The 16,076-nt window shown below is 44.7% G+C and carries 14 protein-coding genes; 11 read left to right on the forward strand and 3 right to left on the reverse strand.

Translation table 11 applies throughout. From position 1 onward, the window contains the following. Positions 1–22 precede the first annotated feature (22 nt). Positions 23–310, forward strand: a complete 288-nt coding sequence (locus tag NIASO_RS13825; RefSeq protein ID WP_008586765.1) for a hypothetical protein — start codon at positions 23–25, stop codon at positions 308–310. Between the two features lie 178 nt (positions 311–488). Here NIASO_RS13825 and lptB read toward each other — a convergent pair whose 3' ends face one another. Beyond that, positions 489–1,286, reverse strand: a complete 798-nt coding sequence (gene lptB / locus NIASO_RS13830) for an LPS export ABC transporter ATP-binding protein (protein WP_008586767.1) — start codon at positions 1,284–1,286, stop codon at positions 489–491. A gap of 135 nt (positions 1,287–1,421) precedes the next feature. Between lptB and metF the strand changes: the two genes are divergently transcribed. The 6 genes from metF to cysS all read left to right on the forward strand — a co-directional run bounded on the left by metF (position 1,422) and on the right by cysS (position 8,530). Then, positions 1,422–2,375, forward strand: coding sequence for a methylenetetrahydrofolate reductase [NAD(P)H] (gene metF / locus NIASO_RS13835; RefSeq protein WP_008586769.1), 954 nt, complete (start codon positions 1,422–1,424; stop codon positions 2,373–2,375). 75 nt (positions 2,376–2,450) lie between these two features. Further along, positions 2,451–3,911: a 23S rRNA (uracil(1939)-C(5))-methyltransferase RlmD gene (rlmD, locus tag NIASO_RS13840; RefSeq protein WP_025298985.1), complete on the forward strand. Its 1,461-nt coding sequence runs from the start codon at positions 2,451–2,453 to the stop codon at positions 3,909–3,911. A gap of 13 nt (positions 3,912–3,924) precedes the next feature. Then, the gene (locus NIASO_RS13845) at positions 3,925–4,593 is read left to right on the forward strand and encodes a rhomboid family intramembrane serine protease (protein WP_008586774.1); all 669 of its coding nucleotides are present in this window, start codon (positions 3,925–3,927) and stop codon (positions 4,591–4,593) included. A 51-nt stretch (positions 4,594–4,644) separates the two neighbouring features. Continuing rightward, positions 4,645–5,583, forward strand: coding sequence for a rhomboid family intramembrane serine protease (locus tag NIASO_RS13850; RefSeq protein WP_008586776.1), 939 nt, complete (start codon positions 4,645–4,647; stop codon positions 5,581–5,583). Between the two features lie 84 nt (positions 5,584–5,667). After that, positions 5,668–6,789: an endonuclease/exonuclease/phosphatase family protein gene (locus tag NIASO_RS13855; RefSeq protein WP_008586778.1), complete on the forward strand. Its 1,122-nt coding sequence runs from the start codon at positions 5,668–5,670 to the stop codon at positions 6,787–6,789. Between the two features lie 238 nt (positions 6,790–7,027). Continuing rightward, a complete protein-coding gene (cysS, locus tag NIASO_RS13860; RefSeq protein ID WP_008586780.1) occupies positions 7,028–8,530 on the forward strand; it encodes a cysteine--tRNA ligase in 1,503 nt (500 codons plus the stop codon). 125 nt (positions 8,531–8,655) lie between these two features. Here cysS and NIASO_RS13865 read toward each other — a convergent pair whose 3' ends face one another. Then, positions 8,656–10,413 carry a sulfatase-like hydrolase/transferase gene (locus tag NIASO_RS13865; protein ID WP_008586782.1) on the reverse strand — a complete coding sequence of 586 codons (1,758 nt, stop codon included), beginning with the start codon at positions 10,411–10,413 and terminating at the stop codon, positions 8,656–8,658. 333 nt (positions 10,414–10,746) lie between these two features. Here NIASO_RS13865 and NIASO_RS13870 point away from each other — a divergent pair, with 333 nt between their 5' ends. The 4 genes from NIASO_RS13870 to NIASO_RS13885 all read left to right on the forward strand — a co-directional run bounded on the left by NIASO_RS13870 (position 10,747) and on the right by NIASO_RS13885 (position 14,142). After that, a complete protein-coding gene (locus tag NIASO_RS13870) occupies positions 10,747–12,030 on the forward strand; it encodes an ABC transporter permease (protein ID WP_008586784.1) in 1,284 nt (427 codons plus the stop codon). 229 nt (positions 12,031–12,259) lie between these two features. Then, positions 12,260–12,781, forward strand: a complete 522-nt coding sequence (locus NIASO_RS13875) for a DUF2975 domain-containing protein (protein WP_008586786.1) — start codon at positions 12,260–12,262, stop codon at positions 12,779–12,781. Between the two features lie 2 nt (positions 12,782–12,783). Further along, entirely contained in the window at positions 12,784–12,993 is a 210-nt protein-coding gene (locus NIASO_RS13880; RefSeq protein WP_008586788.1) for a helix-turn-helix domain-containing protein, read from the forward strand. 159 nt (positions 12,994–13,152) lie between these two features. Then, positions 13,153–14,142 (forward strand): SDR family NAD(P)-dependent oxidoreductase, encoded by a 990-nt coding sequence (locus tag NIASO_RS13885; protein ID WP_262491848.1) that lies wholly within the window; start codon positions 13,153–13,155, stop codon positions 14,140–14,142. Here NIASO_RS13885 and NIASO_RS13890 read toward each other — a convergent pair whose 3' ends face one another. Beyond that, positions 14,143–16,068, reverse strand: coding sequence for a TonB-dependent receptor plug domain-containing protein (locus NIASO_RS13890; RefSeq protein ID WP_008586791.1), 1,926 nt, complete (start codon positions 16,066–16,068; stop codon positions 14,143–14,145). Positions 16,069–16,076: the final 8 nt, after the last annotated feature.

Below are 16,076 nucleotides of genomic sequence, written 5' to 3' on the forward strand. Positions count from 1 at the left end.
AAAAGTTTTAAAAAACAATACTATGGATAAAAGAGAAAAGCTGGATGGTATGGACAAAATTTTAAGAGAACTGGATGATCTTAAAAACAGTGAAACTTCGGTGCTGAAAAAAATAGCGCAGATCGAAGCGGAAAATATAAACCTGGGGGTGGGGCTCCTCGACCAGACGCTTCCGGATGTGCATGAAAATATAGATAAAGCTATCGCAGAGATCGATCAGATTATTGGCAAGTTCACCGAACATCGCAATAAATTTTCGAAAGATAATAAACTGGAAGAACCTGCAGAGGAAGCATCCGGGGAATCATAAGCTATCCAATAAAGAGGTCCGCGGCGGAATTACCTCAAAAACCGGGAATTAATGATTGGCCGGAATCCGGAAAGTCGGGGAAGGTTTTGTTTTTCTATCGCTCGCCTAAGAGTTGCCGTCTCATCCGCCCCGCCGGCCTAAAAAGTTCTTTAGTCTCCCCGCGATTTCCGCAGGAGTTTTAATTTTCTGATTGTAGTTCCTGTTCCCCCTCAGAGTGCTGTTGCGCCTCTTCGTGCAGATAATCCTTTCGTTTCAATTCGAAATTGCGTCCCAGGTATAGCCGGCGCACCTGCTCATTTGCCGCCAGTTCCTCTGCGGTTCCTCTTTCGAAGATCTTTCCGTCGATCAGCAGGTAAGCGCGGTCACAGATCGAAAGCGTCTCGTTTACGTTATGGTCGGTGATCAGGATGCCGATATTTTTATATTTCAACCGGGCTACGATACTCTGAATGTCTTCCACTGCAATAGGGTCGATGCCGGCAAAAGGCTCATCCAGTAAAATAAATTTAGGGTCCACCGCCAGCGCCCGGGCAATCTCCGTTCTGCGTCGCTCACCACCGCTCAATACATCCCCGTTGCTTTTACGCACATGTCCCAGGCGGAACTCCCGCAGCAGCAATTCCAGTTTTTCCTTTTGCTCCCCTTTCGAAAGTTTGGTCATTTCGAGCACCGCTGCGATATTATCCTCCACGCTCAGTTTCCGGAAAACAGAGGCCTCCTGCGGCAGGTAACCGATGCCCATTTGTGCCCGCTTGTACATCGGCAGCTTGGTAATATCCTCATCATTTAAAAATACATTTCCTTCATCGGGCTTTATCAGGCCTACTACCTGGTAGAAAGAAGTGGTCTTCCCCGCTCCGTTAGGACCCAGCAACCCCACAATTTCCCCCTGGTTCACTTCAAACGAAACATGATTCACCACGGTACGCTCGCCATACCGTTTTACCAGGTCCTTTGTATGTATCTTTAAAAGCATGTTGCGCAAAAGTAAGAAAGCTTCCACATTATTCAGTTCCGGGTTTCGTTAAATATCAAAGCAGTGCGAACCTGAAACCCGGAACCTGTAACCAGAAACAAGATTAGTGCGCTCTTTCCGTTAGTTTTGCAGCCTATGAAGGTTATAGACCATATAAAGAATGCAAAGGATACCCTGGTTTCATTTGAGATCCTGCCCCCGCTGAAGGGTAAAGGAATTGAAGCCCTGTATGATCACCTGGACCCGTTGATGGGGTTTAAGCCGGCGTTTATAAACGTTACCTATCATCGCAGCGAGCATATTTTTAAAAGGAACCCTGACGGAAGTTTTAAAAAGGTAGAAGTGCGCAAACGTCCCGGCACGGAAAGTATCTGCGCCGCCATTATGAATAAATACAATGTGGATACTGTTCCGCATCTGATTTGCGGGGGATTCAGCATTAATGAAACAGAAGATGCCCTTATCAATTTAAATTACCTGGGCATCGACAATGTGCTGGTATTGCGCGGGGATGCAGCTAAGAGTGAAACAGCCTTTATTCCCCAGCCGGACGGTCATAAATATGCCAACGAGTTATTAAAACAGGTAGTAGGCCTGAACAATGGCATTTACCTGGAAGAAGATCTGAAAAGCAGCCGGAAAACGGACTTCTGTATTGGCGTGGCCGGATACCCCGAAAAACATTTTGAAGCGCCCAATATGGAAACCGACTTAAATTATCTGAAAGAAAAAGTAGCCGCCGGCGCTGATTATATTGTAACGCAGATGTTTTTTGACAATGCCAAATATTATGCGTTCGTAGCGGCCTGCCGGAACGCGGGGATCACCGTTCCGATCATCCCGGGGTTAAAGCCGGTTTACAGCATAAAACAACTGAATATACTCCCCAAAACCTTTCATATCGACCTGCCAACAGATCTTTCAAAGGAAATGATGAAATGTAAAACCAACGAAGATGTTGAAAAAGTAGGCGAGGAGTGGTTGTTAATGCAATCAAAAGACCTGAAGAAAAATGGTGTTCCGGTATTGCATTATTATACACTGGGACGGCCGCAGATCGTGGCCAACGTGGTAAAGGAAGTATTTTAAGATTTCTGGTTTGACGTTTAATGTTTGATGTTGGACCAACATCAAACATCAAACATCAAACATCAAACATTGGTAATGGCTCGTAAGAAGAAGCAAAATATTATTCTTGAAAATATCCTGATTGAGGATTATGCGGCGGAAGGGAAATCGATTGCCCGCGTGGATGGAAAAGTGGTTTTTGTGGAACAGGTAGTGCCCGGCGATGTGGTGGACGTGCGGCTGGGAAAAAATAAAAAGGACTGGGCAGAAGGAGTTCCCATCGCTTTTAAAGCCTATTCGAAAGAACGGTTGACGCCCTTTTGTTCTCATTTTGGTGTTTGCGGCGGCTGCCAGTGGCAAATGCTGCCTTACCAAAAACAACTGCAATACAAACATCAGCAGGTAAAAGATAACCTGCAACGTATCGGGAAAATAGCCTTGCCGGAAATTCCGCCAATCCTGGGCGCCGCGGCTGATAAAGGGTATCGCAACAAGATCGAATATACTTTTGGTACGGAATTATTCCTGCCGAAAGAGCAATTCAACCAGTTAAAAGAGCAGGGAGTTAATCCCTATGAATTCGGCCGGCAGCCGGTTGCGGGTTTTCATGCAAAGGGATTCTGGGATAAGATCGTGGACCTACAGACCTGCTACCTGCAACAGGAACCAACCAATGCCATCCGCCTGGCGATAAAAGATTTTGCTAAAGTGCACGATTACAGTTTTTACGATCTGCGCCAGCATACCGGTTTTTTGAGGACCCTGCAGCTCCGCCTTTGTGAAACAGGCGAACTTATGGTGAATGTAGTGTTGGGCGAAGACGACGAAGAAAAAAGACTGGGCTTATTGGAGCACCTGCTGAAACAATTCCCGCAGATCACTACGCTTTTATACACCATCAATACCAAAAGAAACGACAGTCTGCACGACCTGGACCCCATCGCTTACAAAGGAAAAGGCTACGTGGTGGAAAAGCTGGAGGACTACTCTTTTAAAATAGGGCCCAAATCATTCTTCCAAACCAATACCCGCCAGGCGGAGCAATTGTACCGGGTAACCCGGGATTTTGCCGAACTTTCGGGCAGTGAAACACTGTATGACCTGTATTGCGGTACGGGAAGCATCGGTATTTTCTGCAGTAAACAGGCGGGTACCATCATCGGCGTGGAAATGATTGACGCAGCTATTGAAGATGCAAAAGAAAATGCGGCACTTAACAGCCTGGAGAAAACGCATTTTTACGCCGGCGATGTAATTGACATTTGTAATGATGCTTTTTTTGAACAACATGGCCGCCCGGACGTTATAGTAACCGACCCGCCGCGGGCCGGGATGCACGAAAAGCTGGTACGCAAGATCAATGAAATGGCCGCGCCAACGGTGGTTTATGTAAGCTGTAACCCTGCAACACAGGCCAGGGACCTGGCTTTGCTGGATGAGAAATACCAGGTTACAAAAGTGCAGCCCGTGGATATGTTCCCCCACACGCTGCATATAGAGAACGTGGTGCAGCTAAAACTCCGGGAGGAGGCCATTAAAACCCAACCGACGGTTTAACTTAATTTCATTTATGAGTCAATACTATACAAGACCCGAAAAATTTCCCCCCGCTATAAAATACCTTATATCCATTAATGTGGTTATATGGCTGGCGCAGTTATATTTTGACCACCGGTTCCCGCCGGTGCTAACCACCGGTGAGCCCATCGGCTATCTTACGGCCAAACTGGCCCTATGGCCCATTGGTGACGGGTTTAAGCCCCTGCAGTTGATCACCCATATGTTTGCCCACGCCGCAGAAGGATCTCAAATGTATTTTCATATATTATTCAATATGTTCACTTTATGGATGTTTGGCCGTATCCTGGAAAACGTATGGGGCACCAAAAGATTCCTGATTTTTTATTTTATATGCGGTATTGGCGCCGCCATCCTTCATTTAGCCGTACAATATTATTCCGGCCAGGGCAGTATTGCTGTTGGGGCATCGGGAGCCGTAATGGGCGTTCTGGTAGCTTTTGCCATGCTTTTTCCGAATACCGAATTATACATCATGTTCATCCCCATTCCCATTAAGGCAAAATGGGCGATCCTGGGCTTAATTGCCATCGATTTATTTGGCGGTGTTTACCAGGCCTCTGGAGACGGTATTGCACACTACGCCCATCTGGGAGGGGCCATTACGGGTTTTATCCTTTTAAAACTGTGGAATAAAATAAACCGAAAGACCTTGTATTAAAATTTATTAAGAATCAACTTTTGACCCTTTAATTTTGTTGGTAATTTAGTTATGGGCATTTCTGACAGAAATTATGATAGCCGGTTGTCGTTCGGTACGCGTGTAAATCCACTGGTCATTTTGATTGCCATCAGCATGATCTTCTTTGTTGTGCTGGCGTTTTTTAAAGCGCTGATCTATCTCAAATTTCCCGAAGGCGGGGATGTAATGGGTTATTTCAATGAGCATATTCTGAACTATACAGCGCTTGCTCCAAACGCCGGAACCGCCATTGTAAAACCCTGGACGTTTTTAACATACGCATTCGCGCAGGTAAATGTATGGGAACTGATCGCCAATATGCTTTGGCTTTGGTGCTTTGGATTCATCTTTATTGACATCACCGGAAATAAAAAACTGGTGCCGCTGTTTTTATATGCTGCTTTTTTTTCCGGCATGGCTTATGTGCTGGTGTCAAAAGCAATGCATCCCGAAACACATACGCTCCCTTACTATTACGGTTGTGGTGCCTGTATACTGGCGATTGCCGTTGCGGCAACAACCATCTCGCCCAATTACAAGTTGTTTCCCATGTTAAACGGGGGTATTTCTCTCTGGATCATTACACTCATTTATGGCGTTATTGATATAGCCACCACTCCTGCAGGAGCGCCTGCGCTTTATTTTTCGCAGATCACAGCGGCACTCACGGGCTTCCTGTTCATTTTTTTGTTGCGAAAAGGATACGATGGCAGCGAGTGGATGAATCGCCTTTACGATTGGTTTTTCAATTTATTTAACCCTGAAAAAACCCTTTCTCCCAAAAAAATAAAAGACACGTACTTTTATAAAACAACCGGCGAGCCTTTTACCAAAACAGCAAAATTCACACAGCAACGACTGGATATTATTTTGGATAAGATGAATCAAAAAGGCGGTTACGAGAAGCTTACGCAGGAAGAAAAGGAGTTTTTACAACGCGCCAGCCGGGAAGACCTCAAAGGCAGCTAAACCTTTTAACGATCCGTATTTTCCCTATAACTTAACCTAAGTTTGTTCAGACTTAGCTATCTTTCATCCTGAAAGGGTTTTGCCATGGGCATTTTTGCAAAAGTCAGCAATAAGGTTTTACTCATCATCAATATTTTGGTGGTGTTTTTTTTCCTGTTGGCTTGTGTGGCGGCGTATATTAATCCAAGCGATTGGCCAATCCTCTATATTTTTAATCTTGGTTTCCCGTTTTTATTATTATTTGTTCTCTTTTTCCTGGGGTGGTGGCTTTTTGTTAAAAGAAGGTGGGCACTTATTTCAGGGATGGCCATCCTCATTGGCGGGGGCGCCATTACTAATTTTTTCGCCTTCCATCTAGAAAAAACATTCCGGCAGGAAAAAAAAGCCGGTCACATTCGCATTGCTACCTGGAATGTTGCCCGGTTTGTAGAGATGGTCATTAATAATAATAAAGGCAGCCAAACGCGCTACAAGATGCTGGACCAGATCCGGTCGGTTAACGCGGATATTTTATGCTTCCAGGAATTCAGTTCTTCTATAAACCCCGATTGGTATAATAATATCGTGGCAATAAGTAAGGGCCTGGGGTATCCCTATTACTATTATTCGCACGACTGGGAGGGGGACCGGCTTTTTAACGGCAGCATCATTTTCAGCCGGTTTCCCATTGCAGATACGGGCATCGTCCGCTACCCGCGGCCAACACTTCCGGAGGCCCTGCTATTTGTCGACATCAAAAAAAACAAACAACACTTCCGGATCTATACCACCCATTTGCAGTCTAACCAGTTTCGTAAAGAAGATATTTCAAAAATAGAGGCACTGAAAAAAGCGAAAGGCAATATTATCGGCAATGCTTTTTATATTTTTACCAAGCTGCGTACGGCCATACAGCACCGGAGCATCCAGGCGGATATGATCAGCGATATTTTAAAAAACAGCCCCAGCCCTACCATCTTCTGCGGCGATTTAAACGACGTTCCCAATTCATACACGTATCATACAATTCGCGGGAGCATGCAGGACGCCTACCTGAACAAGGGGTTTGGCATTGGGCGTACGTATAATTCCCTTTCGCCTACCTTGCGGATCGATTATGTCTTTGCTGATCATAATTTTGCTATCGACCAGATCAGGCGCGTCACTACCAATTATTCGGATCACTATATGGTGGTTTGCGATTTAAAATTACAGCCGGAAGATTGACTTGTCCGGTATTTGAGTCTTAACTGAGGGCGTCTGATCTCTGATGTCTGATATAAGCAATGAGAAAAGATCTCTCTATTGATTAATAATTTTCATTGCTGAAACCCAATCTACTTTTACATTTCTTATTCAATATTCCTTATTCTACATTCCCCGGGATTCCAAGTTTAAGGAAACGACATTGATAGATCAATATCCATTATTTTTGCAGCCTGAGTTTAATTTAGTTCTGTAGTATATGAGTGTTTTAAAAATATATAATTCCTATTCCAGACAAAAAGAAGTGTTTGAACCGATTACCCCGGGGTATGTAGGAATGTATGTTTGCGGGCCTACCGTAAGCGGAGAAAGCCACCTGGGCCATGCCCGCCCCTATGTTACGTTTGATGTGGTATTCCGGTACCTGCAGCACCTGGGCTATAAAGTACGGTACGTACGCAATATTACCGATGCCGGACATTTTGAAGAAGAAGGGCGCGAGGCGGAGGATAAAATTTCCAGCAAAGCGGTATTGGAAAAACTGGAACCCATGGAACTGGTACAAAAATATACCAACCTGTTTCACTGGGCCATGAACCTGTTTAATACGATTCCTCCTTCTATAGAGCCTACCGCCACGGGGCATATTGTGGAGCAGATCGAAATGATCAAACAGATCATAGCAGCCGGCTATGCCTATGAATCCAATGGTTCTGTTTATTTTGATGTAAACAAATATGCCGCAAGCCACGACTATGGAAAGTTGAGCGGACGGAAAATAGAAGAGTTACTGGAATCGACAAGAGACCTCGAAGGCCAGGAGGAAAAAAAGGACGGCGCAGATTTTGCGTTGTGGAAGGCCGCGCCGCCCAAACATATCATGCGCTGGCAAAGCCCCTGGGGCGAAGGGTTCCCGGGCTGGCATATCGAATGCTCTGCCATGGCCACCAAATATTTAGGCGCCCGTTTTGACATTCATGGCGGCGGAATGGATCTGCAGTTCCCGCATCATGAAAGCGAGATCGCACAAAGCACCATTTGCAATCATACCGCACCGGTAAACTACTGGATGCACAATAATATGATCACCATCAACGGCCGCAAGATGGGCAAGAGCTACAATAATGTTATTAAATTAACCGAATTGTTCAGCGGTGATCATCCTTTGTTAAGCCAGGCTTACCATCCAATGGTGGTGCGCTTTTTCATCTTACAAAGCCACTACCGCAGTACGCTTGATTTTAGTAATGAAGCGCTGCAGGCATCTGAAAAAGGGTTAAAACGCCTTTGGGAAGCGTATGAGAACCTGGCAAAGCTGGATGAAAGAAGCGATGCGTTCACAGACACTGCCGCGGACCCTGAACTGGATGCCCGCGTGCAAAAGCTGCTGGCGGGGATGGATGAATTTATGAGCGATGATTTCAATACGGCGAAAGTTCTCGCCAACCTGTTTGAACTGGCGCCCGTTATCAACAGCCTTAAGGATAAGCTCATTCCACAGAACAGCCTTTCAAAAGCAACCTTTGAAGCACTGCAGACACAACTGCATTTGTATATTGAAGACATCCTCGGGCTGCAATCGATCCACGAAGCCGATAATGAAAAGCTAAAGGATGTGATGCAGCTATTGATCGAGATCCGCAGGGAAGCGCGCAGCCGAAAGGATTTTGTTACCTCAGACAAGATACGCAACCAACTGGCAAGGATTGGTATCTTATTAAAAGACGAAAAAGACGGGAATATTAGCTGGAGCGTTGAGTAAGTTACACGGGCCCGGTATTTTTTGAAGCAGGTATTGACCGCCCGGACCATTTTTTGAAACGCCAACCTATTTCTAGCTTCACGACTTAGAAAAGCACCAAACAGAAAAGAATAACTCCGGTAAGTTTACTTATCGTAGTTATAGGAATTGTTATTTACAATTCGCTTCTTTCTGATATATTGAGGAGAAATAAAACTTGCTGTTGTATCATACAATGTGCTTTTAACACCAGTGAAATCCTGAATAAAATGGAAAAAATTGTCATTCATGGCTGGTGTGTTTTGATTCGCAATTAACCTGTTTTCAAGGCCTTTATTTTTATGCAGATAATTTTCAGAGACATAGACCATAAAAGGAATTTCAACCATTTCAGGTTCAAATTTTTCCAGATTATGCCCGGTGGCAAGAATTTCGCTGTGATCTGAAAAGTAGATCACGGCATCAGCGCCGTGTTCCTTTGCGATCTCCATAATTCTGGACACCACCCAATCGTTATACAATACAGAGTTCAGGTATAAACTAACATCATCCTTCTCCCTTTCCTTGAAAAAATTAAATTTGGGCGGATAACGATCGTCATAGTTCCAATGGTTGCCCATCAAATGCACGAAATAAACCTCTTTTCCGGTTGAATCTGCAGCTATATATTTTTCAAACGGGGCCAACAAGGTTTCATCATATTTTGTCCCTATCGGGCTTTTCCCATTTTCGGTGCTATCCTCCAACCCGCTAAAATAAATTTGACTGGCAGTTGTCGATATCACCGTGATGGGGGTAGAGGACTCTCCCAATTGAACCTGATTAGAGATCCAGTGCGTTTTGTATCCCGCGCTATTAAAATAATCCACAATAGTAAGCGCGTTTTCAAATGGTATGGGATTTCTCTGGCTGACATTCGTTAAGACCTTCTTTAGGGAAGGCACCGTACTCACCTCCGGAGAAACAACATTTTCAAACTTAAATAACCGGTAAGATGATGTTGAATCCTGCAATAGCGCTGATAAATTAGGCGTTGTAGGCTTTGCATAACCGTACAATCCCATATAATTCCGGTTAAGGGATTCCCCAACAATGACCACAATTTTTTTAGCAGCAGTAGAATCGGGATGCACCGCAAATTTATATTCCTGTAACCGCTGGGAACGCTCCTTGATCATCTGGGTTAACTTTTTAGTCTGGGAGACATTAGAGATATAACCAAACGTTAAAGCTCCGATGGGGCCGGAAAGACTAAGTGTAAAAAATGAAATAAAAAACAGTGCCCATACGGATAGAGGCAGTTTGGAAAGCGCATTTTTTTTATTAAGACGAAAGAGAAAAACAACGGTAATAATAAAAATGAAAACAGCTATTGTGTGCCAATAATTTAACCGGGATGCCATATACTCCCCCGCTTCATTCCGGTTCGATATAAATAATGTTGCAATCAGGTCCTTTGTAATAAAACTTTTCTCTGAAATAAAGAAAAAAATAGGTGCTACATTGATAATACTGATAATAAAAGCGCCAATAAATAAAACTTTCCCAATTGCTGGAGCCGATCTTAAAATTAAAAGCCCCGAAATAAGGAAGCAAACAGACGCATACAGAAAAAGCGCATACGGCCAGTCTTGCTTTACCAACACCCAACCTCCTAAAAACATCAAAAGCATTAACCCGATAAACAAATTTTGCTTTGCGTTAAATGTTTTCAGGTAAATTTTTGCTCGAAACGAAAAAAATACGGTTGCCAAACAACTGGCCAGGTATAGCATATATAAAAACAGGCTGGCAGGAAAATGCCATATATAGTTGTTATAATTTATATACGTTGTGCCTATTCCAAAGATCAGAGAAAGAAGTAATAAAGTTACTAATAAAGGGTTTTTTTTAGATTGATTCATAAGCAATTATCAAAAATATTCGTTAGCTTGACTGCGGCGTCAAATAATTAATTTAATATAAAAATAATGTAAAAAGTATTGCATTTAAGATTTTTTACATTAAGTCAACAAGCCGCGAATATAGGTTATAATTACTATATGTATGAATCCGGATACTGCATAAATTACGCCGGCGCTTTTATCTTATCACCAAATTTGGGTAAAAGGTTACATTTGCTGCCTATTGAGCGTTACAGGCAAAAAAGAAATATTTGCCGATAGTGCCGAATAATTTGTCGTTTATCGTTTGTTGTTTTGGTTTCACCCATAAACAATAAACCTCAAACCATAAACATGTATCGACTTTGGGCAAGTATAAAAAAAGATGGCCGCATTTTAATAAGAGATAAAGTGGGCCTGGCCCTTATGTTCGGGATGCCCATTGTGCTGGCGATCATTATTGCCTCAGTACAAAACAGCACTTATGAACTGGTCAATAACAAAAAGATCCCGCTGCTGCTTTTAAACAAGGATACCGGGGAGGCTTCCAGGCAATTAATAACGTCGCTTGAAAAAGGAGGCATGTTTACGTTGAAAAAGCTACCCTTCAACGCTTCAGCAGTTCAACTGAAAAAACAAATGGAAAGCAAGGAGGCGTTGCTGGGCATGATTATTCCACCGCAATATACGCACGACGTGCTGGCCAAGGCAGAGCGTGTTTCGGGCGAAGCCCTGAAATCCATTGCCATAGCAGACAGCAGTGTCAACAATGCTAAAATAACCGTTAGCCCCCTGTTGCTCTACTATCATCCGGTTTTACAAAAATCATTCCGTCAGGGTGTGGACGGTGCGTTGAACAGCGTGTTGCAGATCGTGCAAAGCAAATACATTGTTCGTTCGTTATACAGCAGTATCAATAATGAGCCCACCATCCCGCAAACGCTGGAACAACAGATCCTCACCAATGAAACACCGGTAAACCAACTGCCGGTTTCAAAAGACAACACGCTTCCCGTGCCCAATGCCACCCAGCATAACATACCGGCATGGACCCTGTTTGCCATGTTCTTTATTGTGATCTCTTTAGGAAGCAGCCTGGTGCGCGAAAAAACCAGCGGCAGTTTTTTGCGGTTGAAAACCATGCCTACCTCAATGGGCCTTTCCATCATTTCCAAACAGCTTACCTATCTGCTGATAACCCTGCTGCAGGCTGCCGTAATTTTTAGCCTGGGGCGCTGGCTGTTCCCGGTTATTGGCCTGCCAGCCTTAAATATCCCTTCAGATAAATTCGGGCTGTTGCTCGTCACTTTTCTTTGCGGCTGGTGCGCCACCAGCTTTGCCATTTGTATTGGCACTTTTGCCAACACGCAGGAGCAAAGCAATGGTATTGGCGCGATCAGCATCGTATTATTTGCTGCCATTGGCGGATTACTGGTTCCCGCTTTTGCTATGCCCGCTTCCTTCCAGGGTATCATGCATATATCACCACTTTATTGGTGCCTGGAAGCTTTTTATGGTTTATTCCTTGAAGGCGGAACGATCGGCGATATTTTCAAAAGCCTGGTTCCCATATTAATCATCATCGCATTCCTGCAACTGGCCGGCTGGGCGGGCATGAAACGGAAAGGATTGATCTGATTTTTATGACGTACCCTACGGGCCTGCATCTTTTGCGCCGCACTGCCTGCCAGGGCCTCGCAAAAGGATGTCGCTGCAACGGCGAAGCCCTCAGCGAGGCAAAAAACAATAAAAACGATTGGAGCTAATTCCTTACGCGATTTAAAAAATAAAATTTTAAAATAAAACGATAAATATTTTTTGTTTTATTTTAAATTTATACTAGTTTTGTCTTCTAAAGGAACAAATCATGAAACAACGTTTTAAAGTGCACGAAAGCTCCGTTATTGCTTTTATAATCTTAATACTTTCGGTTTTGGTGAACCTGGTTACGGTGATCATTAATGCGCGTTCTTCGGACATGCCGGTTATAGAAAGCTACCGGCAAATAATACTGCCCCTAAATATTCTCGACTTTGTCAAGGCAGCCATTATCTTTTGGATGGCCTGGCTGCTCTTCCGGATTTTGAAAAATGTTTCGAATGGCATTAAATGGAGCGACCGCTATTTCCGGTCTATTAAACGGATTGGCTGGTTAAGCGTATTGATCGTAGTCCTGGATGCGATTACTACCACCGGGCGCAACCTGTATATTTACCGGAACACACCCCTTACAGATGAGCTTACCAGCGGAAAATTTGCTATTGATGTACTGGCGCAGACCCTGTTTGCATCGCCCATTGCCTGGTTTTTAATATTGTGCGTTTTTTTGCTGGCGGACCTGCTGCGTTATGCAGGTGAATTGAAAACCGATAGTGAATCAATTATCTAACTATGTCTATTATCATCAACCTGGACGTAATGCTGGCGAAGCGAAAAATGTCGCTTACCGAATTATCACAAAAAGTGGGCATCACCATTGTAAACCTGTCTATCTTAAAAACAGGTAAAGCAAAAGGCGTGCGTTTTGATACGCTGGATGCCATTTGCAGCGCGCTGGACTGTAAGCCGGGAGATATTATTGACCGGGAATCCAATACCTGATCCACGCTACGCGAAAATGATACCCGCTATAAAAAGAAGCAGCTACCTTCAACAAAAGAACAGCGCCTGCCATTTTAATATCAATGTAGTTGTAAAAGCAAAGAATATTTTATTTTCGTCAATCATAAATCATAAATCATAGATCATAAATCAAACATTCTGGTTACTGGTGGTACCGGTTTTCTGGGCGCCTATATTTTGAAAGAACTGGTGCAGCAGGGTGCAGCCGTGCGGGCTGTTAAACGCAGCACCTCAAAAATGCCTGCGTTTATAGATCCGGATATCCTGAACCAGGTAGAATGGGTGGAAGGCGATATCCTGGATATCATGGCGCTGGAAGCCGCCCTACAGGGTATTGACACCGTTATTCATGCTGCAGCTATTGTCTCCTTTTCAAAAAAGGGCCGGAATAACATGTACCATGTAAATATTGAAGGCACTGCCAATGTAGTGAATGCCGCGCTGCAAACAGGGGTGCGGCGCCTGGTTTACATCAGCTCGGTAGCTGCTTTGGGAAGAAAAAAGAACAGCAGCACCGTTGACGAAACCGCGAAATGGGAAGACAGCAAAAACAATACGCATTATGCCATCAGCAAATTCAGGGCAGAGCTGGAAGCCTGGCGCGGATTTGCGGAAGGATTAGAGGGCGTGGTGCTGAACCCCGCTACCATACTGGGTTACGGCAACTGGAGCGACGGCAGTTGCGCTATATTTAAAAATGCTTACAGGGAATTTGGCTGGTACACCAATGGCATCAATGGCTTCGCCGATGTGGAAGATGTTGCCAAAGCCGCTGTACTGCTTGCAGCATCGGATCTTACCGAAGAACGCTTTATCGTTTGTAATGATAACTGGCGTTTTAGAAAACTGCTGGATACCATGGCCGATGCTTTTGGCAAAAAAAGACCCGGCAAAGAGGCCACACCCTTTTTATCATCTATCGCCTGGCGGATAGAAGGACTTAAATCGCGCTTCAGCGGCCATAAACCTTTAATAACCAAAGAAAGCGCAAAAGTCGCCAACAGTGCTACCTCGTTCGACGGATCAAAACTGGTAAAGACATTGCCCGGTTTTCAATACCGGCCGTTGGAAGAAACGATCCGGAAGGCCTGCGATCAATATGGTAAGGAGGATAGTAAGGACAAATGATTATTTGTCCTTACTCCAACGAAAACTCAGTCCCCCCTGCACCCATCTCCCCGGCATTGGCGCACCCAGCAGGTCGCTATAGGTCCGGTTAAAAATATTATCCACCTGTACAAAAGCCGCAAGCGTTTTCCCGATAATCCGGTAAGTAGCTCTTCCATTTAATAAAAAATAATCTTTCGTAATGACGGCATCAATCGCAGATGCCTGCTGTGGGTTCCGCACTTTATAAATGCCGGTAAAACTTATTGAAACCGGTCCTGCTTCATAGACCGCCGCGGCATTCGCCAGAAACCGGGCATGGGATAAAATGTAAAACGAAGGGTTCGTTTCGCTGCTGCTGCTGTACATCCATACAAAACCACCGTTAAACAACAGGGAATGCCCCTCAGCGAAGGCCTGCGTATAAGTAAGGTCTGTTTCCCAGCCGGTGGTATTCACTTCTGCCACATTTTTTGCAAATGCGTAAACACTTCCTGCCTGCAGGTTATCTTTCCGCGGCATATCAGCATAAGGCGTCGTTACCCAGTCGATCAGCTTCGAATGAAAGCGTTGAAAAAAGGAGGTGGAAACTTTCAGCTTCGATTGATAAAACCAATCCATCCCCGCTTCATAGGTCCAGGACTTTTCTGCAACCAACCCGGGATTTCCAATGCTGCCGCTCGTTACCAGGGTCTTGTTATAATTATTATAGAGTTCGGTAAAGTCTGCATTCCGGATCGTTTTACCACCGCTGGCACGAAACTGAAGGTTTTTAATTTTATACGAGGTCGTCAGTTGCGGTACCCACTCCGGAGCCAATGCGCCATAGAACTCTGCCCGCAATGAGGGGTTCAGCATAAAATGTTCGCCAAATTTTTGAACAAGGGAAACAAATGGCGCCGCCGTATTTATGGTATGATTCCCCCTGTCATTGGAGCGAATATCCCTGTTTTGCGTATTAAACCCTGCTATAAGCTGCGTATGTTCGGTAAAATGCTGCTGCAAGGTTGCCTGTGCCTGAAACAGATGCGATTTATTGTCGTTAGGAATGGCAGAAGAATTGTACGCGTATTGATCTTCGAGGCTTTTATATCCTGCATCCAGACTCACCTGCGTATTGCCTTTTTGATACTGCAGCCGCGCCTGGTTCCACCAGGAGCTTATTTTTTCTGAGGCGGTATCTGATGCATAAGTGGTGTAAAAATTCTGTGCAGCAAAATCCCGCTTGTCATAGGCGGTCCTTAACGACAGGCTCCAGTATGGGTTTAAGTGGATCGCGGCCCCCACCGATGCCGCAGTGTTATGAAAATAGCCCCTGGCGCCCCGCTGCAATACCCCTGATGAGTTATTGGAGATGAAGCCGGCATCTATAGTTACGCGGTCATTTTGATAATAGCCGCCCGCGTTCGCATTGAGCAAACCATACTCACCCGCAGCCACCTGCCCGGCTACCTGCATATGCTCCGGCTGCATTTTATTGCTGAACGCTTTTGTGATCACATTGATAACGCCGCCCACCGCATCCGAGCCATAAACCGCCGAGGAGGCGCCTTTTAATATTTCTATCCGTTCTATTTCCGCGGGGCTGATGGGAATATAGCCGGTAAAATGCCCGGTATTGGGATCATTCATCCGTAACCCGTCCAGTATCACCAATACCTGCTGAAAAGTGCCCCCGCGTATCGAAATATCGGCCTGTGATCCCTGCGGGCCGCGCATTTGGGCTTCCACACCAGGAATGTATTTCAACAGCTCGTCTAATGAATGAACGGGTAATTTCGCGATCGTTTCGCCTTTTATAATCGTAATATTTCTCCCGGTTTCTGAACTTCTTTTTTCAATAAGCGAAGAAGTCACCGTTACAGGATCCAATAAGGTATCCTGTGCCGCCAGTTTCGTAAAAACGGTGCTTAACATTATAATTCCGATCAAATACAGCTTTCTCATATTCGTTT

Origin of the sequence: Niabella soli DSM 19437, assembly GCF_000243115.2 — a bacterium.
Lineage (GTDB): Bacteria > Bacteroidota > Bacteroidia > Chitinophagales > Chitinophagaceae > Niabella > Niabella soli.